The organism is Erwinia artemisiae (assembly GCF_051400835.1).
In the GTDB taxonomy this organism is placed as follows: Bacteria; Pseudomonadota; Gammaproteobacteria; order Enterobacterales; family Enterobacteriaceae; genus Erwinia; species Erwinia aeris.
The window spans coordinates 63,831-85,974 of sequence record NZ_JBLFFM010000002.1 but is presented as its reverse complement, the minus strand read 5'-3'; the positions used below and the strand labels follow the sequence as shown (position 1 = coordinate 85,974).

Annotated in this window: 21 protein-coding genes; 12 read left to right on the top strand and 9 right to left on the bottom strand. The window is 54.5% G+C overall.

Going from position 1 to position 22,144, the window contains the following annotated elements; all coding sequences use genetic code 11:
* Position 1: 1 nt before the first annotated feature.
* The 5 genes from ACMGEE_RS04980 to ACMGEE_RS04960 all read left to right on the top strand — a co-directional run bounded on the left by ACMGEE_RS04980 (position 2) and on the right by ACMGEE_RS04960 (position 5,116).
* On the top strand, positions 2–2,221 hold the full coding sequence (locus ACMGEE_RS04980) for a TonB-dependent receptor (RefSeq protein WP_436829765.1): 2,220 nt from the start codon (positions 2–4) through the stop codon (positions 2,219–2,221).
* A 318-nt stretch (positions 2,222–2,539) separates the two neighbouring features.
* Positions 2,540–3,295: a YoaK family protein gene (locus ACMGEE_RS04975; protein WP_436829764.1), complete on the top strand. Its 756-nt coding sequence runs from the start codon at positions 2,540–2,542 to the stop codon at positions 3,293–3,295.
* 157 nt (positions 3,296–3,452) lie between these two features.
* The gene (locus ACMGEE_RS04970; RefSeq protein WP_301251174.1) at positions 3,453–4,256 is read left to right on the top strand and encodes an N-acyl amino acid synthase FeeM domain-containing protein; all 804 of its coding nucleotides are present in this window, start codon (positions 3,453–3,455) and stop codon (positions 4,254–4,256) included.
* Between the two features lie 512 nt (positions 4,257–4,768).
* A complete protein-coding gene (locus ACMGEE_RS04965) occupies positions 4,769–4,909 on the top strand; it encodes a hypothetical protein (RefSeq protein ID WP_199746402.1) in 141 nt (46 codons plus the stop codon).
* A 27-nt stretch (positions 4,910–4,936) separates the two neighbouring features.
* Complete coding sequence (locus tag ACMGEE_RS04960) at positions 4,937–5,116, top strand: hypothetical protein (protein WP_436829763.1); 180 nt, start codon at positions 4,937–4,939, stop codon at positions 5,114–5,116.
* Here the strand turns inward: ACMGEE_RS04960 and ACMGEE_RS04955 are convergent.
* Positions 5,091–6,245 (bottom strand): beta-glucosidase, encoded by a 1,155-nt coding sequence (locus tag ACMGEE_RS04955; protein ID WP_436829762.1) that lies wholly within the window; start codon positions 6,243–6,245, stop codon positions 5,091–5,093. The genes ACMGEE_RS04960 and ACMGEE_RS04955 overlap by 26 nt on opposite strands.
* A 197-nt stretch (positions 6,246–6,442) precedes the next feature.
* On the opposite strand from ACMGEE_RS04955, the gene ACMGEE_RS04950 reads away from it, so the two are divergent.
* On the top strand, positions 6,443–7,909 hold the full coding sequence (locus tag ACMGEE_RS04950) for a phospholipase D family protein (RefSeq protein WP_394149898.1): 1,467 nt from the start codon (positions 6,443–6,445) through the stop codon (positions 7,907–7,909).
* A gap of 33 nt (positions 7,910–7,942) precedes the next feature.
* Here the strand turns inward: ACMGEE_RS04950 and mdoC are convergent, their stop codons facing one another.
* A complete protein-coding gene (gene mdoC, locus ACMGEE_RS04945; RefSeq protein WP_253454636.1) occupies positions 7,943–9,067 on the bottom strand; it encodes a glucans biosynthesis protein MdoC in 1,125 nt (374 codons plus the stop codon).
* Between the two features lie 270 nt (positions 9,068–9,337).
* Between mdoC and ACMGEE_RS04940 the strand changes: the two genes are divergently transcribed.
* Both ACMGEE_RS04940 and mdoH read left to right on the top strand, forming a co-directional pair.
* Positions 9,338–10,876, top strand: a complete 1,539-nt coding sequence (locus tag ACMGEE_RS04940) for a glucan biosynthesis protein G (protein WP_301251305.1) — start codon at positions 9,338–9,340, stop codon at positions 10,874–10,876.
* Positions 10,869–13,418 (top strand): glucans biosynthesis glucosyltransferase MdoH, encoded by a 2,550-nt coding sequence (gene mdoH / locus ACMGEE_RS04935; RefSeq protein ID WP_253454635.1) that lies wholly within the window; start codon positions 10,869–10,871, stop codon positions 13,416–13,418. The genes ACMGEE_RS04940 and mdoH overlap by 8 nt, the downstream gene beginning before the upstream one ends.
* 66 nt (positions 13,419–13,484) lie before the next feature.
* Here mdoH and ACMGEE_RS04930 read toward each other — a convergent pair whose 3' ends face one another.
* The 3 genes from ACMGEE_RS04930 to ACMGEE_RS04920 all read right to left on the bottom strand — a co-directional run bounded on the left by ACMGEE_RS04930 (position 13,485) and on the right by ACMGEE_RS04920 (position 16,047).
* Complete coding sequence (locus ACMGEE_RS04930) at positions 13,485–13,994, bottom strand: ferritin-like domain-containing protein (RefSeq protein ID WP_125288643.1); 510 nt, start codon at positions 13,992–13,994, stop codon at positions 13,485–13,487.
* A gap of 46 nt (positions 13,995–14,040) precedes the next feature.
* A complete protein-coding gene (locus tag ACMGEE_RS04925) occupies positions 14,041–14,514 on the bottom strand; it encodes a YciE/YciF ferroxidase family protein (RefSeq protein WP_125288642.1) in 474 nt (157 codons plus the stop codon).
* 339 nt (positions 14,515–14,853) lie between these two features.
* Positions 14,854–16,047 carry a zinc-dependent alcohol dehydrogenase gene (locus ACMGEE_RS04920; RefSeq protein WP_253454634.1) on the bottom strand — a complete coding sequence of 398 codons (1,194 nt, stop codon included), beginning with the start codon at positions 16,045–16,047 and terminating at the stop codon, positions 14,854–14,856.
* A 70-nt stretch (positions 16,048–16,117) separates the two neighbouring features.
* On the opposite strand from ACMGEE_RS04920, the gene ACMGEE_RS04915 reads away from it, so the two are divergent.
* Complete coding sequence (locus tag ACMGEE_RS04915) at positions 16,118–16,282, top strand: hypothetical protein (protein WP_436829761.1); 165 nt, start codon at positions 16,118–16,120, stop codon at positions 16,280–16,282.
* Positions 16,282–16,521 (top strand): YceK/YidQ family lipoprotein, encoded by a 240-nt coding sequence (locus ACMGEE_RS04910; RefSeq protein ID WP_253454632.1) that lies wholly within the window; start codon positions 16,282–16,284, stop codon positions 16,519–16,521. The genes ACMGEE_RS04915 and ACMGEE_RS04910 overlap by 1 nt, the downstream gene beginning before the upstream one ends.
* A gap of 2 nt (positions 16,522–16,523) precedes the next feature.
* Here the strand turns inward: ACMGEE_RS04910 and ACMGEE_RS04905 are convergent, their stop codons facing one another.
* Complete coding sequence (locus tag ACMGEE_RS04905; protein ID WP_125288639.1) at positions 16,524–16,931, bottom strand: MysB family protein; 408 nt, start codon at positions 16,929–16,931, stop codon at positions 16,524–16,526.
* 261 nt (positions 16,932–17,192) lie between these two features.
* Complete coding sequence (locus ACMGEE_RS04900; protein ID WP_301289521.1) at positions 17,193–18,002, bottom strand: flagellin N-terminal helical domain-containing protein; 810 nt, start codon at positions 18,000–18,002, stop codon at positions 17,193–17,195.
* Between the two features lie 275 nt (positions 18,003–18,277).
* Between ACMGEE_RS04900 and ACMGEE_RS04895 the strand changes: the two genes are divergently transcribed.
* A complete protein-coding gene (locus ACMGEE_RS04895; protein ID WP_253454624.1) occupies positions 18,278–19,402 on the top strand; it encodes an alkene reductase in 1,125 nt (374 codons plus the stop codon).
* 14 nt (positions 19,403–19,416) lie between these two features.
* Positions 19,417–19,731, top strand: coding sequence for an ArsR/SmtB family transcription factor (locus ACMGEE_RS04890; RefSeq protein ID WP_253454623.1), 315 nt, complete (start codon positions 19,417–19,419; stop codon positions 19,729–19,731).
* Position 19,732: 1 nt separating this feature from the next.
* On the opposite strand, the gene mdtG is transcribed toward ACMGEE_RS04890, so the two are convergent.
* Together mdtG and ACMGEE_RS04880 are read right to left on the bottom strand one after the other, a co-directional pair.
* On the bottom strand, positions 19,733–20,959 hold the full coding sequence (gene mdtG, locus ACMGEE_RS04885; RefSeq protein WP_253454622.1) for a multidrug efflux MFS transporter MdtG: 1,227 nt from the start codon (positions 20,957–20,959) through the stop codon (positions 19,733–19,735).
* 134 nt (positions 20,960–21,093) lie between these two features.
* Positions 21,094–22,014 (bottom strand): Kdo(2)-lipid IV(A) acyltransferase, encoded by a 921-nt coding sequence (locus tag ACMGEE_RS04880; RefSeq protein ID WP_436829760.1) that lies wholly within the window; start codon positions 22,012–22,014, stop codon positions 21,094–21,096.
* Between the last annotated feature and the right edge of the window lie 130 nt (positions 22,015–22,144).

Below are 22,144 nucleotides of genomic sequence, written 5' to 3'. Positions count from 1 at the left end.
CATGGCCCATACACGCCTGTTTCACCGCCGCTTCAATTTTACGTTGCTGGCGACGTTTATCGCGTCCGCCGGTATGCCAGCTATGTCGGCAGAAACGCCTGCCGCCGCAAAAACAGTCTCTGCCGCCGCCAACGTCCCGGCCGACAAGACCATGACCGTTATTGCCACAGGCGCGGATAATTTCAAATCGGGCGGCGACCAGCTGGTGCCCGCTTATCTGGAAGGGCAGGTCGCCAACGGCGGCCGCCTGGGCATGCTTGGCGAGCAGAATGCGCATGATGTGCCTTTCAACGTGATCGGCTACACCAGCAAGATGATCCAGGATCGGCAGGCGCAAACGCTGAAGGATGTGGTTGCTAATGACGCCTCGGTACAGAACGTGCAGGGCTACGGCAACTTTGCGGAAACTTATCGCATTCGCGGTTTCGATCTGGACGGCGACGATATGACCTTCGGCGGGCTGCCTGGCGTGATGCCGCGTCAGGTCGTTTCTACCCAGATGGTGGATCGCGTGGAAATCTTTAAGGGATCTAACGCGCTGATTAATGGTGCCGCCACCAGCGGCGTCGGCGGCATGATTAACCTGGAGCCTAAACATGCCGAAGACGCGCCGTTGACTCAACTGGGCGTAGATTATACCTCTTCTTCCCAGGCAGGGACGTCGCTGGACGTAGGACGCCGCTTCGGTGACAGCAACCAGTGGGGCGTGCGCGCCAACGTATTGCATCGTGAAGGTGAAACGGCGATTGATAACGAAAAGCGCCGCACCACATTAGCCTCGCTGGGACTGGACTATCGCGGCGACAGGCTGCGCACTTCGCTGGATCTTGGCTATCAGAAGCAGGCGTTCCACGGCGGGCGCATTGGCGTTAACGTCAGCGGCGTCGATTTTATTCCCGCCGTGCCGCGCGCAACCAGCAACTACAGCCAGAACTGGGTTTACAGCAACCTGGAAAGCGAATTTGGCATGGCGCGCGCGGAATACGATCTCACCGACAGCTGGACAGCTTACGGTGCCGTGGGCGGCCAGCACTCTCACGAAATGGGCGCTTACGGTACGCCGAAACTGCTTGATGAAGACGGATCGGCGACCATCAGCCGTATGGATACCAATAAATATGTCGACGCCTTCAGCGGCATGGGCGGCGTTCGCGGTAATTTCCACACCGGTTTCGTCAGCCACAGCGTCAACATCGGCTATTCGGCACAGACCAAACGTGAAAAAACCGCTTATGGCATGGCACTGACGCCGCAGGCGACCAATATCTATCAGACCTCCGCCGTACCGGCGCCAGCCAACACCTATTTCGGCGGCGATCTTGACGATCCTCGCCCCACCAGTCGGATCCGTACGCAGGGCGTTCTGCTGGCCGATACGCTCGGCTTTCTGGATGATAAGATTTTGCTGACGGCAGGCGTACGTCATCAGAAGGTGGTGGTGCGTAACTATGCTTACGGCACGGCGATCGAAGATACCGACTCGCGCTTTACCCAATCGCGCTGGACGCCGGGCTACGGGCTGGTGGTGAAACCCTGGGAAACGGTTTCGCTTTACGCTAACCATATTGAAGCGCTGCAGCCGGGCGACACGGCCACCAGCGACGCAAAGAACGCGGGACAGGTCACCGGTATTTCACTTTCCAAACAGAATGAAGTGGGCGTGAAGCTTGATAGCGGTCGTCTCGGCGGGTCGCTGGCGCTGTTTGAAATCAAAAAACCAACCGGCATTATTAACCAGCAAACGCAGATGTTTGGGCTTTACGGCGAGCAGCGCAACCGTGGCATGGAGCTGAATCTCTTCGGCGAACCGGTTTACGGCGTGCGGCTGAACGGTAGCGCCACCTGGCTGGATCCAAAAATGACCAAAACGGAAGATGGCCTCTACGAAGGGAAAAACGCTATCGGCGTGGCGAACTTCTATACGGTGCTGGGCGCGGAATATGATATCAAACCGGTTGAAGGGCTGACGGCGCTGGCGCGGGTGACGCATTCCGGTTCGCAGTACGCCAACGCCGCCAATAGCAAAAAGCTGAACAGCTACACCACGCTGGACTTAGGGCTGCGCTACCGCATAAGCGTGCAGCAAAACGAGATGACCTGGCGTCTGGGCGTGGAAAACGTCACCAACAGGAAGTACTGGTCGGGCGTGGAAAGCTATGGCTCTTATATCTATCAGGGAAACCCTCGCCAGCTTAAGCTTTCAATGGCCTACGATTTCTGATTATTTCCTGCTAAATCAGCGAGGCGTTCGTTGCAAAAAAGGGACGAGCGTCTCGCTTTAAACCGTCTCAATTTTCACCGGCAGCCCGGCTGAATTTTCCAGATTAATCTGTAATTTATTGTTCTTACTGGTAATATTAAGAAACATTACTCTACATTTACATTTGTCTAACAAAGGTACGTTAAGCTTTAGTGAGGCTGAACAATTATCAGGCTCCGTAATGACTTTTAGCGCCATATAAAGCTAAAGCTTGTTCTGTTTTACTGTCAGGACCCTACGTTATCTCTTTTCCTTCCACGCAACTCAATGGTGAACAATGTGCTGATTAAGAAAAAGAAGGTCAGGTCCCACACGGAAGATCGTTACCTGGCGTTAGTATTGGCCACCACGGCAGGGATTTTGAACGCTATGGCGCTGGGCGCGTTTGGCTTTTTCCCCTCGCATATGACAGGAAACACCTCGCAGATCTCCTCAGAAGTTTTCAGCGCCGATATGCAAGGCCTGATTTTTCTGGCGGTGCTGATCGCGGCTTTTGTCATTGGCTCCGTCTGTGCAAGATTTATGGTGCTGGCGGGACTAAAAAAGAATTTCAGAACCATTTTCTGCCTGATTATCCTGGCAGAAAGCGTGGTGCTCTCCTTGATCTCCGTTTTTGAGCTGGCTTTCTTTTCGCCGGGCAATAACAAGGAAATATCGGTGCTGCTGGGTTTCCTGATGGGCATCCATAACTCGACGTCCACGCAGCTTTCCAACGGGCGGGTCAGGGCGACACACATCACCGGCACGCTGACGGATGCGGGTATCGCCTTAGGCTCGTTCGTCTCTTCCTTTATCAGCCATGTTTCTTACAGCGAGCGCCGCTTTCAGCAGAAACAGCTTTATACCCATCTGACCACCGTCTTTTCCTTTTTGACCGGCTGTATCGTGGGCCTGCTGCTGTTCAGATTCGCCGGCTTTGTGGCGATGCTGGGGCTGGGCGTGTTCCTGGCGGTCGTGGCGCTTTGGGCAATCGCCGTCACGCTGCACAGAGCTAAAAAAAACGTTTACGGACTAAATAAGATACGTCTGTCTTAAAGCTTTATTATCTGGCCGGCAGGGAAGCCGACTCTCCTCTTTTTTTAAACGCCCGTCTTATTTCCTTCCTGTTTTACTTCAGATTATTCTTAGCTTTTCATGCGCCAATACTTTATTATATTTTATGAGTACACGCTGCTGCTCTGAGAGGTAAGACATGACTTTAATAAGGGATTCCATCCTGAAAAAGGCCGTGCGCGATGGGGTGCTCCATCGCGGTACGCTAAGGATCTGTAACTTTAGTAAATCACTGGATAACGACATTGATGTCTCGCCTGCGGGCGGCTTTATTGATTTTCTTAAGGGTATGGATGTAATAAAAGAAGAGTATGCAAAGAAAGGATTCGTTAAAAAAAATCGCGCTCTGTTTCTTTATAATGAAGGACTGGTCGATAAAAACAGTACGCTGTTGCTGGCTCGTAAAGGCGATCGGGTGTTAGGCACGATAGGCGTTATCAGAGAGAAAAATAATAAACTGCCGTGCAGTAAGCTTTTTGCCGAAGAGCTGCAGACGCTTAATCTCCAGCATCGACAGGTGACGGAAATCGGCGCGCTCTCCATTAAGAGCGATGCGGGCACGGAAAACCTGGTGTTTATGCTTTATCTGAAGACGATGATGTACGCCATTTTTGTGGATAAAGTGGACGACATCGTGGTGCAGGTCAGAGAAAAAGTGGCTGCTTTTTATATCAGAAACTTGCTGTTTGAACAGATTGGCGCAACCAAAATCCATCCTGATTACGGCAATATACATACCTGTCTTCTACGGGTTGATGTTAAGGCCATCCGGGAAAAAATTTACGAAAAGCCGCAATACGGTACCCGAGGCTGGATAAGGATATTACACGAGCTGGGCCTGCTGGCCGAATACAAGAAAACCTGCCATCAGAGCTGGCTGTGTAACAAATTTACCCTGGATAAAAAGGACGCTGAGCTTTATCACTATCTTTGCCATCTATAAATTATTCCAGTAGTAATGAATTTGCAATAATAACTACGTATGCTTTATGCGTTTGCTTTTCTGGCGCTGTTGCCGCTCAGGGAAAATAAAGACTTTCTTTCTCTGTTGATATTTATTGTTGCTGCTATTAATTTTCATTGAAAATAAACTCAGGTCTCAATGCTGGTGAGGGGCGTATTGTGCATGTCTGTTATTATTAAACGAATATGAAACTATCGTGCGGATTGCATTATATGTGAGCTTAATTATCGATAAATAAAAATCGGGGTTCAAAATTGAGACGATAGTAGCATTAAATAAGGCTATTTATCTTTGCGTCCCCAGGCAGGGATTATGATACACTTCCTTTTTTATGCGCGGCAGATGTACGACACCTGAAGGAATCAGCGACGCTAAAGCGTAAATTTTATTTATGCGCTGCCTTGTCAGAACGATAACGCTTTGCCCGGAGTGCCTTGCGTATTTAACAGAGCAGGGCTGGCAGCGTGTCAGGCCAGCCGACAGTGATTAACATGACAGAACCAACGCAAGAAAGCCTTTCCGGCGAGTCGCGTCACCAGCTTGACGATGCCCATTTTGCTATTGTGGTGCTTGCAGTCGCTTCCTTTACGCTGATAATCTTTGTGCTACTGGTTACGTTATTAATGACGTAATGGTTGTCAGGATGGAGGTAAAAGAGCATGGACACTCGCGAAGATCGCCTGCTGGCGCTCACAGGATTGCTGGCCGCCGGGCTGATTGCCGTGGCGGTTATCTTTGCGCTGACCTGGCTGTCAGACGTGCGGCGCACGCCGGTGCCTTACCCACTGCAGGAGTGCGCGCCGCCCTCGTCCGTTATCCCCCTAAAGACTTCATCCTGATATGCTGGCTGCGCAGCTCCAGCGCATAGGGCTCGCAAATCGTGCGGTTGCCGTTGGCATCAGGCAGGCCAAACAGCCCGCCCGGCGAGCGGCGATCGTCGGCCCATGAAGGGTAGTCCACCACCGGAAAAATCGAAACGCCTTCCACATCTGCACCCTGATCCCTGGCCTGCATGACCTGTGCTACGACGTTTCGCAGCCACGGCGCGCGCTTATCGCCTTCCGCGCCCGTTTCCGCTATCAGCAGCGGTCGTTGATAGCGCTGCCAGACCTCCAGCAGCAGGCTGGACAGCTCGCGATATTCAGCGTGTTCGGGCGTAAGCGGATCGCCGTTTAAATACCATTGGTTATCGGGATAGTAATTAAGGCCGATAATATCCAGCAGCGAAGGATCGCCGCCCAGCTCGGGCATCAGCCGCCCGCTTAGCATATCCCAGGCCTCAAACTGCGCGTCGTGCTGGCGCTGAGCCTCTTCGCGAGCGGCCGCTGACGCTTCGTGGGTGGCGATATGTACCAGCGGATCGGTCAGCACAAATCTTGCGCCCGGCAGCTCTTCGCGAATAGCGCGCATCGCGGCAAGCGAAGCCCTGACCAGCTGCTGCTTCAGCGCCTTGCCACGGCCCGTCACGCCGGGATTAAACAGCGCGGCTTCGGCGCCTGCCCATGCCCAGAACGAAATCTGATTAACCGGGGTGAAAAAAGGCGTCTCGTAGCCTTCGTCCCGCATCAGACAAGCCATAGCACGCGCAAAGGCGGCAAAGCGATCGACAAAGGCCGGCTGCCAGATATCCAGGCCGTCGGGCCAGCCAAAGTGCGCCAGCTCCCAGATAATTTCCAGCCCGTTGTTTTCCGCGGCGTGCAGCATAGGCAGAAAGGTCGACCAGTCGTAGTTGCCCGGCGTTTTTTCAATCAAATACCAGCGGGCGCTGTCGCGCGCGGTGAGCAGCTGGTTAGCCGCCAGCTGTGCATAATCCTTCTCCAGCAGCATATCGTGGCCGCTGTTGATCACCAGATCCACTCTTTTTCCCTCGCCCCGACAGGCGGTGGAGCAGGCGAAACTGCCCTGGAAAAAGCTTTTGAACAGCGGCTGGTCGCGCCTCTGAGACGGCAGCGGATGCGTTACTCTCATGACGTTTTCCTCATAGCAAAACCTGCGCGATATGCGCTAAGTCTAGACCAATTGGTATTAACGACTATGTTTATCACTGCTGCCGCACCGCTATCAGAACAGTCGCATGACAATCTGCCATAACTGGAACAATAATAGAGAGTGCCTGAATTGTTCCTCACCGCCTGTATATCGGGAAGTTAAAATAAGGAAGAACCGTGGTTGAAGCTTTTGCGCCAGAAGATGAGCCAGCCGCGCGCGCGTCGCTGACGAGCGCCGTTTCCTCTCTGGTAGAGAGTCACCCTGAACACAGCGGCATTTATCCGCTGGAAGAGGGCCTGGACGCCTTTGCCGCCCGCTATCAGCTGATGGCTAACGCCGAACGCACGCTGGATATTCAGTACTATATCTGGCAGGACGATATGTCCGGCCGTCTGCTGTTCAGCGCCGTGTTGGCGGCAGCAGATCGCGGCGTGCAGGTGCGGCTGCTGCTGGATGACAACAATACGATGGGGCTGGACCACACGCTAAGCGAGCTGAGCCGCCATAAAAATATTCAGGTTCGGCTGTTTAATGCCTTCTCGTTTCGTACGCTGCGCGCGCTGGGCTATCTCACCGATTTCGCCCGGCTTAACCGCCGTATGCACAACAAGAGTTTTACCGTCGATCGGGAAGTCACCATCGTGGGTGGCCGTAACGTAGGCGATGAATACTTTGGCGCCGGCGACGAACCGCTCTTTTCCGATCTGGATGTGATGGCTATCGGCCCGGTAGTGAACGAGGTGACGGATGACTTTGAACGTTACTGGGAAAGCCATGCCGTGCAGCCCTTCAGTAAAGTGGTGGATATTGAGCATGAAGCTGAACGCGCAGCGGCGTCGCTGCCCGCCGAGTGGCTGAATAACCCGCAGGTGAAACGCTATCTGCAACGTATTGAAGTCTCCTCCTTTACTACGCAGCTGGCCGCGGGCGATCTGCCGCTTACCTGGGCTAAAACGCGCCTGCTCAGCGACGATCCTCGTAAGGGATTGGGCCGTGCCAAAGCGTCGACGCTGCTGCCACAGCGTATGTTAGAAGTGATTGGCCAGCCCCAGCGGCAGTTCGATATTATCTCCGCCTACTTTGTACCTACTCGCGCGGGCGTGGCACAGCTGTTAGGGCTGGTCAGAAAAGGCGTAAAAATAGCGATTTTGACCAATTCGCTGGCGGCAAACGATGTGTCGGTGGTTCATGCAGGCTATGCCAAGTGGCGCAAAAAGCTGCTGCGGCACGGCATCACGCTTTACGAGCTGAAACCTAACACCGGGCTACGTGAAAAGCCGCACGATCGCGGCCTGACCGGGAACTCCGGTTCCAGTCTGCACGCCAAAACTTTTAGCGTCGACAGTGAAAAGGTGTTTATCGGCTCGTTTAATTTCGATCCCCGCTCGGCCATGCTCAATACCGAAATGGGTTTTGTGATTGAAAGCGAACCGTTAGCCACCAGCATCCATCAGCGTTTTATCAGCCGGATCCGCGACCGCGCCTGGACGCTGCGGCTGGATAAATGGGGCAGGGTAAACTGGGTGGAATATCCCGGAGAAGGCGATAAGGAGATCGTTCATCGTCACGAGCCGGGTACGCGTTTTATTCAGCGGCTGCTGGTGCGGCTGGTCTGGCGTTTGCCTATAGAGTGGCTGTTATAAAAGGCCCGGCGTCGCCGGGCCAGTTTTCAGGCGCTATTTTTGCGGCAGCTTGCCCGAAAAGAGAAAGCGCAGCACCGGGATCCGCAAATGGATCTCGTAAAGCATAAACGCGATACCGAAGACGAACACCAGACCGGCGAAAAAGCCCAGCGTATTGCTGCCGATATGCGGCACCAGGAAAATACCGTAAAGGATAGTCAGCGGGTGGTGCACCAGGTAGATAAACAGGGAGGCGTTGACCAGATAGGTCACGCGAGGCGAATGGCTGTTCAGCAGGCGATGTCCCAATGAAAACACCACGTTAACCATCCACAGCCCCATCATCATTGATACCACGGCGTCAATCTCATAGAGCCAGCCTTCGCCTTTACTCCATGTCTGATTAGCAATATAGGCGACAAACGCGAGCGCGGAACCGATAAACGTCCAGGGCACAGGTTTAATTAAAAGGGCCTTAATCGCCGGATATTTCCACGCCATCGCGCCCAGTATAAAGAAGGGCAGGAAGAACAAGGTTTGCATAACCACAAAATTAAACAGGGCATTGCTTAACAGCTGCGGCTCGAAAATAAACAGCAATCGCCGAATCGCTCCCCAAATCACGCTGCAAAGCAGGATAGCCAGGCTAAGACGTGTCCAGTTCAGCTCGGAATAGTCCGTTAATTGTCTGCCGTCACGCAGTTTTTTAAACAGCCATGCGCCGGTCAGGGTCAGCATAACCAACACCAGCAAAAACCACAGGTGCGAGATAAGATCCCAGCTAAGCGCATTAAATTTCTGATAAAGCGTTAGCTGGCTCCAGTCGCCAATTCTCGCGGTCCAGGCCTTTAGCATAAAAAACTGCGGCAGCGTCAGCAGCGGCACGGCCGCCAGCATCGGAATGCCTACACGCTCCAGACGCACCTTCAGCCAGTACTGCGGGCTGTAGCGTAAAAAGAGCATATAAGAGAAATAACCTGAAATAACGAAGAATACCTGCATCCTGAATGCGTGAATAAAATCATTCAGCAGCGTAAGCCATTCGGAAGCGTGCGGACTATTTACTGACCAGCTTTGGCTGGAATAAATCAACGAGACGTGAAAAGGTACGCCTAAAAGCATCAGGTAGGCTCTGATCGAGTCAAAAAAATATTCTCGCTGCCCGGATTGTTTTGTCATATTCGTCCCATATTCAACACGTTACAGCGTTTGCTCACCCTGAGCCACGCTAAAGCTTACCGCTTACTCTAGTGGAGAAAACACAGGTATACTATCAGGGGAATCCGTATCCGCTAAGCAGTTGAGAACAGGGCGCTAAAAGCAACAAATGCGAGGAACAAAAATGTTGTTGAGCTGTCGGAATTGCGAATTATCCATTAAGATGGATGGGATTGATTTAAGCACACGAAAGGGGGGGATGTGCTGATTAAAATGAAAAATAAGCCAAAACTGATGAAATTGCGTCTGATTGGCGCAACGGTTTTGCTGTCAATGTATGCCAGCTCCGGCTGGGCTTTCAGCATTGATGATGTAGCAAAACAGGCGAAAGATTTGGCCGGGAAAGGGTATGAAGCGCCCAAAAGCAATTTACCTTCCCAACTGCGCGAGATGAAATATGCTGACTATCAGCAGATCCAGTTCAATCGCGATAAAGCCTGGTGGAGCAAGCTGAAAACCCCGTTCAAGCTGGAGTTCTATCACCAGGGCATGTACTTCGACACGCCGGTGCAAATTAATGAAGTGACGGCGTCTACCGTTCATGAGATTAAATATTCACCGGACTATTTTAATTTCGGCAATGTTAAGCACGATCCTGAAACCGTCAAAAACCTTGGGTTTGCCGGATTTAAAGTGCTTTATCCGCTTAACAGTAAAAATAAAAAAGACGATGAGATCACCAGTTTCCTGGGTGCCAGCTATTTCCGCGTTATCGGGGCTGGTCAGGTTTACGGTCTTTCGTCGCGCGGGCTGGCTATTGATACCGCGCTGCCTTCCGGCGAGGAATTCCCGCGTTTTAAAACGTTTTGGGTAGAACGACCAAAACCGGCCGACAAGCATCTGGTGATCTACGCGCTGCTTGATTCGCCACGCGCGACCGGCGCCTATCGCTTCCTTATCACGCCAGGTAAAGAAACCACTGTCGACGTACAGTCGAAAGTCTACCTGCGCGATAAAGTCGGCAAACTGGGCGTAGCGCCGCTGACCAGCATGTACCTGTTCGGCGCTAACCAGCCTTCCTCGCAGGTTAACTATCGTCCTGCTCTGCATGATTCCGACGGCCTGTCGATCCATGCCGGCAACGGCGAATGGATCTGGCGTCCGCTGAATAACCCTAAACACCTCGCGGTCAGCACCTTTACCGTAGAGAATCCAAAAGGCTTCGGCCTGCTGCAGCGCGGCCGCGATTTCTCTCAGTATCAGGATCTGGACGACCGTTACGATCTGCGCCCAAGCGGCTGGATTGAACCGCAGGGCGAGTGGGGCAAAGGACGGGTGGAACTGGTAGAGATCCCGACGGCTGATGAAACCAACGACAACGTCGTGGCCTACTGGACGCCGGAAAGTCTGCCGGAGCCGGGCAAAGAGATGAACTTTAAGTATCGTCTGCACTTTACCCGCGACGAAAGCCAGCTGCACTCGCCGGATATGGCGTTTGTAAAAGATACGCTGCGCTCAACCGGCGATGTGAAACAGTCTAACCTTGTTCGTCAGCCGGACGGCACGGTCGCCTTTATCGTCGACTTCGCCGGTCAGGATATGAGCAAGCTGCCGGCCGATACGCCGGTTGCGCCTCAGGTCAGCATCGGTAATAACGGCGAGCTGGTGGAAAACAGCGTTCGCTACAATCCGGTCACCAAAGGCTGGCGTCTGGTGATCCGTCTACGCGTTAAGGACAACAAACAGCCTACAGAGATGCGTGCTGCGCTGGTTAACGGCGACAAAACGCTGACCGAAACCTGGAGCTATCAGTTGCCTGCCAATGAATAAGACTAACGCTGATTATATTGATGCGCTGCCTCTGCCCGCGGAGCGGAAAGAGGCGCTGCTGAACGCGCTGCCTGACCAGTCTGAGGCGGCTTTTAGCCAGCTGCATCAGACGCTGGGCGAGCCGCCAATGCCGGAGCGCGCGGACGACGCGCCGCTGGCTTCGGTGAAATCGCGGATTGAGATGACGTGGCCGGATGCCGTGGGTAAAGGCGAACAGTTTGCCGAAGATGCGCTGCATCGCACCACGCTGAAGGCGATGCCGCCCCACACGCGTTCTTCTATGTACCCGGAAGCCTGGCGTACTAACCCGGTGTCACGCGCGTGGGATTCTCTGCGCGGGCATAAAACCAAACCGCGCTATGCCAATGCCGAAGAGCAGCGTGCAGAAGATAAATGGCGTCACGTCGGATCGATTCGCCGCTATATCCTGCTGCTGCTGACCATCGCGCAAACGGTGATCGCCACCTGGTACATGAAAACCATTCTGCCTTATCAGGGCTGGGCGCTGATCGATCCTATGGAGATGATCAACCAGAACTGGCAGCAGTCGGTGCTGCAAATTCTGCCGTACGTGCTGCAAACCGGGATCCTGTTCCTGTTTGCCGTGCTGTTCTGCTGGGTTTCCGCCGGCTTCTGGACGGCGCTGATGGGCTTTTTACAGCTGCTGATCGGCAAAGACAAATACAGTATCTCGTACAACAGTAACGATAACGATCCCATTAACCCGGAACATCGTACCGCGCTGATTATGCCGATCTGTAATGAGGATGTGGAACGCGTTTTCGCTGGCCTGCGGGCTACCTGGGAGTCCGTGGTCAGAACGGGCGAGCAGCAGCATTTCGATGTTTATATCCTCAGCGACAGCTACAACCCGGACATCGCGATGGCCGAGCAGAAAGCGTGGATGGAGCTGGTACGTGACGTGGGCGGGGAAGGGCGCATTTTCTATCGCCGCCGCCGCCGCCGCGTGAAGCGTAAAAGCGGCAACATCGATGACTTCTGCCGCCGCTGGGGCAGCCAGTACAGCTACATGGTGGTACTGGATGCGGACAGCGTCATGAGCGGCGAATGTCTGACCGGCCTGGTGCGTATGATGGAAGCTAACCCGAACGCGGGTATCATCCAGTCTTCGCCGAAAGCTTCCGGTATGGACACGCTCTATGCGCGCTGCCAGCAGTTCGCCACGCGCGTCTACGGGCCGCTGTTCACTGCCGGTCTGCACTTCTGGCAGCTGGGCGAGTCGCACTACTGGGGCCATAACGCCATTATCCGCGTGAAGCCGTTTATCGAGCATTGCGCGCTGGCACCGCTGCCGGGCGAAGGCTCATTCGCCGGTTCTATCCTGTCGCATGACTTTGTGGAAGCCGCGCTGATGCGCCGTGCGGGCTGGGGCGTGTGGATCGCTTACGATCTGCCCGGCTCCTATGAGGAGCTGCCGCCAAACCTGCTGGACGAGCTGAAACGCGACCGCCGCTGGTGTCACGGCAACCTGATGAACTTCCGCCTGTTCCTGGTTAAAGGGATGCATCCGGTACACCGTGCGGTGTTCCTGACCGGCGTGATGTCCTATCTGTCGGCGCCGCTGTGGTTCCTGTTCCTGGCGCTGTCAACGGCGCTTCAGGTGGTGCATACGCTGATGGAGCCGCAGTACTTCCTGCAGCCAAGACAGCTTTTCCCGGTCTGGCCGCAGTGGCGTCCCGAACTGGCGATAGCGCTCTTCTCCACCACTATGGTGCTCTTGTTCCTGCCTAAACTGCTCAGTATCATCCTGGTGTGGTTCAAGGGAGCGAAGCCTTATGGCGGCGTGGTGCGCGTAACCGTTTCGCTGTTCCTGGAAGTGCTGTTCTCCGTCCTGCTGGCGCCGGTGCGTATGCTGTTCCATACGGTGTTCGTGGTCAGCGCCTTCCTGGGCTGGGAAGTGGTCTGGAACTCGCCGCAGCGCGATGACGATGCGACCCCATGGAGCGAGGCGTTTAAACGTCACGGTTCCCAGATGGCGCTTGGCATCGTCTGGGCGGCAGGCATGGGCTGGCTGGATCTGAACTTCCTGTGGTGGCTGGCACCGATCGTCTTCTCGCTGATCCTCTCGCCTTTCGTGTCGGTGTATTCAAGCCGCTCCACGACCGGAATGGCGTCGAAACGCGCTAATCTGTTCCTGATCCCGGAAGAGTTTGAGCCGCCGAGAGAGCTGGTCGACACCGATCGCTACAACGCGCTGAACCGTGAACGTGCGCTGAAAGATGGCTTTATGCACGCGCTGTTCAATCCGTCGTTCAACGCACTGGCCAGCGCGATGGCCACTTCGCGCCACCTGAAAAGCGATATTCTGGAATTCGCCCGCGATCGCCGTGTCGAGCAGGCGCTGAGCGAGTCACCGGCGAAACTGGATCGCGATCGTCGTCTGGCGCTGATTAGCGACCCGGTGACGCTTTCCAGAATGCACTATCGTCTGTGGCAGAACGCCGATAAGTATCACGACTGGTTCGATTACTATCAGTCGCTGCGCATGAATCCGCTGGCTATTCAGCCGACGAAAATCTGATGCAGGCATAAATAAAAAATCCGGGAACGCAGGTTCCCGGATTTTTTTTGCCTTAAGGAAGAGGCGTTACTTTTTCGCTTCTACGCCCGGCGCGGCGTCGCGCGTCATAAACTGCTCGGTAACGTCCGGCAGATGATTCAGCGCCCAGTCGGCCATTGCCACTTCCTGCTCGCGGATCTGCGCGAAAATTCTTGCGCCTTCGGTATCGCCAACCAGTTCAGCCGCCGCAATCAGCGAGGTGTAGCTGGCAATTTCCAGGTTCTCAAACACATAGCTGCTGATAGCGCCTTTCACGACTTCATCATCCGCCATCATGCCGCCCATCGCCTGACCAAAAGCGGTGAGTTTACCCATGGTATCTTTAAAGACGGAATTTGAAGTATCGTAGCGGTCGATAACCGACTGTACCAGCGCCTGCTGCTGACGAGTTTCTTCAATATGCTGCACGATACGGGCTTTCAGATCGGGATAATGCTCAAGACGTTCTGCCTGTTTTTCCAGCATGCTTTCCGCCTGTTTTTCCATCGCGTGCGCATCTTTCACCCAGGCTAAATAGTTCTCTTCATGCGTTGTCATGGTGTACCTCTTGATTGAATTATTTTCCGGGGGCCAGCTTCTGGCGTTACTGCTGCTCAGCGATGACGGTAAGCTTCTCGTCAGTGGCCTTCTCTTCTTCCAGCGTTTCGCCCAGCAGGCGAGCAGCCTCTTTATAGCCCAGCTTTAAAGCCAGCGCGCGCAGCGTGCCGTAAGTGGCAATCTCATAGTGCTCGACTTTTTGCGCCGCGCCGATCAGGCCAGCGTCACGAACCGGGCCAGCCTCCACGGAATCAATAATTTCCTGGGCTTCTTCTACCAGGCCTTCAAGCGCGTGGCATTTCATTCGCTTAATGCGCACGCCGTCGGTGCTTTCCACCAGCTGGTCCAGACGCTCTATCTGGCCCTGAGTCTCTTCAAGATGCTGTTTGAAAGCGGCTACCAGTTTTTCATCGGTAGCGGCACGCGCCATTTTAGGCAGGGCGCGAGAGATTTGTTTTTCTGCGCTATACACATCCGACAGGTCATGAATAAATAAATCTTCCAGCGTCTTGATGGTCATATTTCACTCCATTTCAATAACAGGAAAGAAAGTGCAAATTCACACTCTGTAAAGCTACAGGAATAAGGTTAGCCTGGTCTGAGCATTTCGGAAGGCAAGAAGGGGAGAATATCCTTTTCAAGGAATATTCTGAGACAGCGGTCACAGACAGAGGGGAAAAATATAATTAACAAATAGTTAACTTATGAACGTTATCAACGACCCACGCTGGCGAGCTGTTAAAAAGTCGCCGGAGGTAAAGCATCTGGAAACGTCAGGCTTCCAAAAATAGCGGCGGTACTTTACGGAAAAACAGTTCGTTTTGCCCGCCAACAGATACTGTGGCGGGCTTAAGATTAATTAAACCGTTGCCTGGGCGCTTGCCATTCCCGGCACCAGGATAATCTTGCGACAGTCTTCCTGACGCTTTTCAAAGATCTCATAGCCACGTGCCGCCTCTTCCAGCGGCATATGGTGGGTAACGATCTCTTCGGGTTTCAGGTGGCCCTGCTCGATCAGTTTCAGCAGATCGGGAAGGTAAGCGTGAACGTGAGTCTGACCCATTTTAAAGGTCAGCCCTTTATCAAAGGCATCGCCGAACAGGAAGCCATGAATAAAGCCCGCATAAACGCCCGGTACGCTGACAATGCCGCCACGGCGCACGGCCGCAATGCACTGGCGTAGCGCTTTGCCGCTGCTGCCTTCCAGCTTCAGGTTGCTGAGCACGGTTTCCGTCAGGCTGCCTTTGGCCTCAAACCCTACCGCATCGATCACCGCATCCACACCGCGATGGCCTTTGGTATTTTCAATAATCCAGGCGGCCGGATCGTCATTTTCATCAAAATTGATCGGGATAACGCCATAGCGCTCGCGCGCAAAGGCCAGTCGGTAGTTATGATGGTCAATCATAAAAATCTGCTCGGCGCCCGCCAGTCTGGCGCAGGCGGCGCTGAGTAAGCCAACCGGGCCGGCGCCAAAGATAGCCACGCTGGAACCCTGTTTGACTTCAGCGTTCTGTACCGCCTGCCAGGCCGTGGGCAGAATATCGGAAAGAAACAGTACTTTCTCATCCGACAGCGTGTCCGGCACTTTAAAAGGGCCGGCGTTGGCTTTCGGCACGCGCACGTATTCCGCCTGTCCGCCGGGAATACCGCCATAAAGGTGGCTGAAGCCGAACAGCGCGGCGGGCGGCGTGATTTTTTTCGGGTTCAGAATGGCACCGCGGCCGCTGTTAGTGGTTTCACAGGCGGCATACTGATGCAGATGACAGAAAAAACAATCGCCGCAGGCAATCACAAAGGGAATAACCACCCGATCGCCTTTTGCGACTTTGGTCACGCCACTGCCTGCTTCCACCACTTCGCCCATAAACTCGTGGCCAAAAATGTCGCCATGCTCCGTGCTGGGAATTTTTCCGCGGTAAAGATGCAGATCGGAACCACAGATAGCGGTGGCCGTTACGCGCAGAATAATATCGTCTGCGGCTTCAATCGTCGGGTCGGGCATGTTATCAACGCTGACCCGATGCGGGCCGTGGTAGGTAAGGGCTCTCATAGTCTCTGCTCCGGTATTTTTTTCAGTCTCACGTCAAGGCAAAAAAATTTGCGTTTACCAAGCATAGAACATGAAAAACGAACGCAGGGCGCGCGGCGAGCCGAAAGGTCAAACATCGGACAAAGAGAAGGCTAAAATTAAGGAAGATTTTACGGATATTTTGCGCTGCGCAGGCTTACTGCCCTTAGCCGTTGTTGTACAATGGCGCGTTTTTTATACGGATCGGGAAAGGTAATGACCACACTGTTACGTGCTTTATTGCTGGCATGCTGCCTGACGATGCTGACCGGCTGCGGCAGCATCATCAGTCGAACCCTGCCCGGACAGGGGCACGGCAATCAATACTATCCTGGCGTGCAGTGGGATGTCCGTGATACGCCCTGGCGCTTTCTGACGATTATCGATTTGCCGCTGTCGCTGGTTCTCGATACGTTGCTGCTGCCGGTGGATGCGCACCACGGACCCTACGAGTAAAATTACTCCCAGCGGTCTGCGCGGTCGGAATCGCTGTTATCGTCTTCCCACTCGTCCGCCGCTGCTTTGCCTTCTTCGGTATCGCCCGGCGGCTCCAGCTGAAATTCGCCTTCATCCCACTCATGCAGCGTATTTTCCGGCAGCCACTCCTGACGCAGTTCGATCTCGTCAAAATCACCGTCGAAAATGGCCTGTGCCGCTTCACCGCTGCGCAGCGCCAGCACCTCTCCCTCTTCGATATCATCCGCCAGGAACTCCGCCTGCCACATGATATCGCCATCCTGCATCACATATTTTTGCAGGTTGAACTGGCTGACCGCGGCATCGTCCTCTTCCATCTCCGGATTAGCGGCTAGAAACTCTTCACGCGCAGCGTCGATAGCCTCTTCCAGGGTTGCATACATGCTCATTGGGTATCTCCATAACGAAAAATGCAGGTTTTAAAGAAGGATAGTAGAAGATCGGCTGCGGTAAACCCGGGGAAGGAAAAAAATAAATGAGAATTTATATTAATTAATCAATGAGTTAATAATATAGCGTCTGTCAGAACCAGGCGAGCATCCAGGCGCCTGGTGAGATAAGCCAGGAAATAGGGAGCGGGCAGAGCTTGCTGCGCTGCCATAAAACAAAAAAACCCGGCCTGAGCCGGGTTTTGTCTTGTAGCGTAAGGCTTACTGCAGCAGAGACAGCACGCCCTGTGGAACCTGGTTGGCTTTTGACAGCACGGAGGTACCAGCCTGCTGAAGGATCTGCGCCTTCGACATGTTAGAAACTTCAGTTGCGTAGTCAGCATCCTGGATACGTGACTGTGACGCGGTCAGGTTGGTCACAGAGGTGTTCAGGTTGTTGATGGTGGATTCAAAACGGTTCTGAATCGCACCCAGGCCGCTACGTGCGGTATCAACGTCTTTGATACGCGCGTCGAGGTCTGACAGGTTGCCGCCGGTCACGCTGAAGGTTGCGCCCAGGCCAGAAGACTGGAAGCCTGCGCCTGACAGGTCGATATTGATGACGTTAGCGTCGGTTGCGTCGTTGGCGCCAACCTGGATTTTTACGCTGCCGGTGCTGTTGAAGATCGCCGTGCCGTTGAAGGTGGTAGCCGTACCGATACGGTTGATTTCAGACAGACGCGCGTCAACTTCTTTCTGGATTGAGTCGATGTCGTCGGCGCTGTTGGTGCCGTTTTTCGCCTGAACAGTCAGTTCACGGATACGCTGTAAGTTGGTGTTCATCTCGTTCAGAGAGCCTTCAGCCGTCTGAGTCAGAGAGATACCGTCGTTGGCGTTACGTGAAGCCTGAGTCAGGCCTTTGATCTGCGAGTTCATGCGGTTAGCAATCGCTTCGCCTGCTGCGTCGTCTTTTGCGCTGTTGATACGCAGACCGGAAGAAAGACGCTCGATAGCGGTGCTCAGAGAAGCCTGTGATTTGTTCAGGTTGTTCTGAGTGGTCAGGGACATGATGTTAGTATTGATAACGGACATAATCGTTTCCTTAAAGTTTAACCAGGGTTCGGATACGGCGCCAGGATGCCCGTCACCGTCTGTATTATTTATCGTCACACCCTGAAAAAACTTTAAACAGTTTTAGCATAAAACCTGCACAAAACGGCTTATTCCTCCACATACGAACGATATCAATGGGTTACCCGGATGATTGGCTGAAGCATCGCTAATATTTCATCAACAGCACAAAATGAATTTACACATTTAAATGTTTAAATATAATAGCGGCTCTTATTACCTGAGCGAGTGGAATTATGAGCAAGCAAACCCTGTTTACGCCTTTGCAAATTGGCGATCTGACCTTACGTAACCGTATCGTGCTGCCGCCGCTGACGCGTTGCCGCAGCGACCAGCCGGGCAACGTGCCGGGCGAGATGATGGTGGACTACTACCGCCAGCGCGCCAGCGCCGGTTTTATGATCACGGAAGGCACGCAGATTGAACCGCGCGGGCAGGGCTACGCCTGGACGCCAGGTATCCACAGCGCGGAGCAGATTGCGGGCTGGAAAAAGGTCACCGCAGCCGTCCATCAGGAAGGCGGAACAATTTTTTGCCAGCTGTGGCATGTGGGACGCGTTTCACATAGCGAACTGCAACCGGGCAAGCAGCCACCGGTGGCGCCGTCTGCCGTGCCTGCAACGGGCGTACGCGTCTTTATCGAAACCGGACCGGGCGAAGGCATCCTGACCGCGCCGGATGCGCCGCGCGAACTGACCACCGCCGAAGTCAAAGAGATTGTCGAGCTGTACCGCACGGCGGCGCAAAACGCGAAGGAAGCCGGGTTTGACGGCGTTGAGCTGCATTCAGCCAACGGCTACCTGATCAATCAGTTTATTTCCGAACACAGCAATTTCCGCACCGATGAATATGGCGGCTCGCTGGAAAACAGGCTGCGCTTCCTGAAAGAAGTTACCGAAGCGGTCAGTTCCGTGTTTGGCAGCCATCGCGTCGGGGTACGCTTTGCACCGCTGTTTACCAGTACGGATGAAGAGCGGGTTTACCTGGGCCTGGTGGAAAGCGATCCGCAGACTACCTACACCGTAGCGGCAGAGATGCTGAATACGCTTGAGATCGGTTATCTGTCAATCGCAGAAGCCGACTGGGATAACAGCCCCGATCTGCCGGAAACCTTCCGCATTGCGCTGCGTAAAGCCTGGCGCGGGCCAATTATCTATTCCGGCCGCTACACCCAGGAAAAGGCAGAACACGTGCTGCAACAGGGCTGGGGCGATCTGTTTGGCTTTGGCAGAACCTTTATCGCCAACCCGGATCTGCCGGAACGCTTTCGCCACGGCTATCCGCTGAACGCCGTGGATGCCGCTTCGCTATATGGCGGCACGCGTAAAGGGTATACTGACTATCCTTTTTACGGTTCCTGATTTTGTGAGGCTGGATGACCCCTGAAAACGCGATGAAGCTGCTGGCCAATCCGACACGCATGGCCGTGCTGGCCTGGCTGAAAAACCCTGATGAAGCCTTTGCCGGCTATAGCCAGCTGTATGACTTCGACCGTTACGGGGTGTGCGCCAGCCTGATTCAGGACAAGGCGGGCTTATCGCAGCCCGCCACCTCGCTCTGCCTGAAGGTGCTTCAGGAAGCGGGCCTGCTGGAGGCGAGCAAAGTCGGCAAGTGGACCTACTATCGCCGCTGCGAGCCGCGTATCCGCGAGCTTGCCGACACGATAGGTAATTTCCTGGGCGCGTTATAGTTTACGCGTCCGGTCTCGTCACGCGGCGGCGCAGCGTCCGCCATGAGTAAACCGCATTGAAAAGCACGATGGCGGCCGTCACGATAAACACCGCACGAAACCCCCAGTGAGCCGAAACCACCGCGCCCATCAGCGGCCCGGTAACGTTGCCAATATCGCGAAATGACTGGTTATAGCTAAAGATACGTCCGGCGACGCTATTGCTGACGTTATAGATCAGCAGCGTCTGTACCGCGGGCAGCAGCGCGCCGTCGGCCGCGCCCAGCAGAAAACGCAGGATCCCCAGTTGCAAAGGGGTCTGCACCAGCGACATCGGGATCAGTAGCAGCACGGAAACCACCAGCATGGCGATAAGAATACGCTCAGGCCCGATACGGTCGCCCAGTTTACCCAGCCGGGGCGCGCTGAGCAGCGCAGCGACGCCGGGCACCGAGGCAATCATTCCGCTGACAAACGCCAGATTCTGGATATCGCCAGCCAGATCCCGCACGTAGAGCGTCAGAATAGGCGCGATAGATCCGGTAGCAACCTGAATAATCAGCGTGGTGACAAACAGCGCCAGCACCAGCTTCGGCCGTTTTAAAGAGCTAAAAACGTCACGGGCGTGCAGCATATCTTTCTTCTGTACCGGCACGAAGGTTTCGCGGATAGCAAACAGCGTCATCAGGAAACAGAGAAACAGCACGGCGGCGGTAATAAAGAACACCGGGCGCAGGCCAAAGCTGTCGGCCAGCAATCCGCCAATCAGTGGGCCGATCAATGCGCCGCTAACCGCGCCCGTCGACAGCCAGCCCAGCGCCCAGCCGCTTCGCTTCCGCGGCACCTGAGTCGCTATCAGCGCGTTGGCATTGGGCACAAAACCGCCCAGCAGACCTAACAACGCCCGCAGCGCCAGAAACTGCCAGATGGAGGTGGCCATCCCCATCAGCACCATCACTATCGCCATGCCAAGCGCCGACCGCAACAGCATGATTTTGCGGCCTTTACGATCGGCCAGCCCGCCCCAGAATGGCGACGCGACAGCGGAAAACAAAAAGGTAATGCTGAATACCACCCCCGACCAAAGATTCAGCGACTGCGGATCGGTTACGCCAAGCTGCTCGACGTAAAGCGGCAGAAAGGGCATTACGAGGCTGAAGGCGACGCCGGTCAGAAAACAGCCGCACCAGGCGACAAAGAGGTTTTTTTGCCAGTTAATCGGGGAAGGGGAAGCATCGGTCACAGCCATAAGCGCAGCCTGGTCAGTTTGTTAGCAGACTAAGTATGCGCCTAAAGCGCACGACTTAATAGCACCCGCCGGGGAAAACGCGGGAGGATTGAGCCGTGGTTGAGAAACGGGCGGGGTCGGTTCCGCCCGGAGCATTAATACAGAGAGGGGTCGCCTGCGGGGCGCGTTTTAAAGCGGCGGTGCAGCCACATATACTGCTCCGGCGCCATCAGCACGCCGTGCTCGACGACTTTATTCATTCGCGCGGCGGTAGCAGCTTCATCATCCAGCGGCATATTCTCTTCCGCCGGCAGGATCACCATCTCATAGCCTCTGCCGTGCGGTAAGCGACGCGGCACAAAAGGGATCACGGCGGGCTGGCCGCTGCGGATCAGCAGATAGCTGCCTTTGGTGGAAGCCGCTTTTTCCACGCCGAAAAAGGGCACGAACACGCTGCTTTTTGGGCCGTAGTCATGATCGGGCGCGTACCAGATAATATCGCCGTTTTTCAGCGCGCGGATCATGCCTTTCAGATCCTTGCGATCCAACATGCTTTTATTGGATCGCATTCTGCCCCATGTTTGCAGCCAGTCCAGCAGCGCGTTGTCGTTAGGACGATAAACGCCGATACCGGGATTATGGATGCCGAAGATGCGGGCGCCCAGTTCCAGGGTCAGAAAATGCATCCCGATCAGCAGCACGCCTTTGCCTTCCTGATGCGCTTTGTCGATATGCTCCAGACCGCTGACCTGAAACCATTTGCTGATGCGCCAGTCAGGCCAGAACCAGGCCATGCCGGTTTCGATTAAGCCCATGCCGACGGATTCGAAGTTGCGAACCACCATCGCCTCGCGCTCCGCTTCCGGCATTTCAGGGAAGCAAAGTTCCAGATTGCGTCGGGCTACCGCCACGCGGCGAGTGATAAAACGCATGGAAAGACGACCCAGGCCGCAACCGAGGCGATAGAGCACGGGATAGGGCAACAGCACCAGCACGTAGAGCAGACCAATACCCAACCAGGTAAACCAATAACGGGGATGCAACAAAGCGCGCGAAAACTGAGGCAGCTGAGTCATGAGTTTCCAGATCGTAAAAAAGGGGCACCATTATGCTGCCCGGGATTTATTATTTATGACCTATTGTGCCATTTTTTGACAGCGAACTGAAATAATGCGTTGAGATTCAGAAGGTTTAAACACCAGCGCG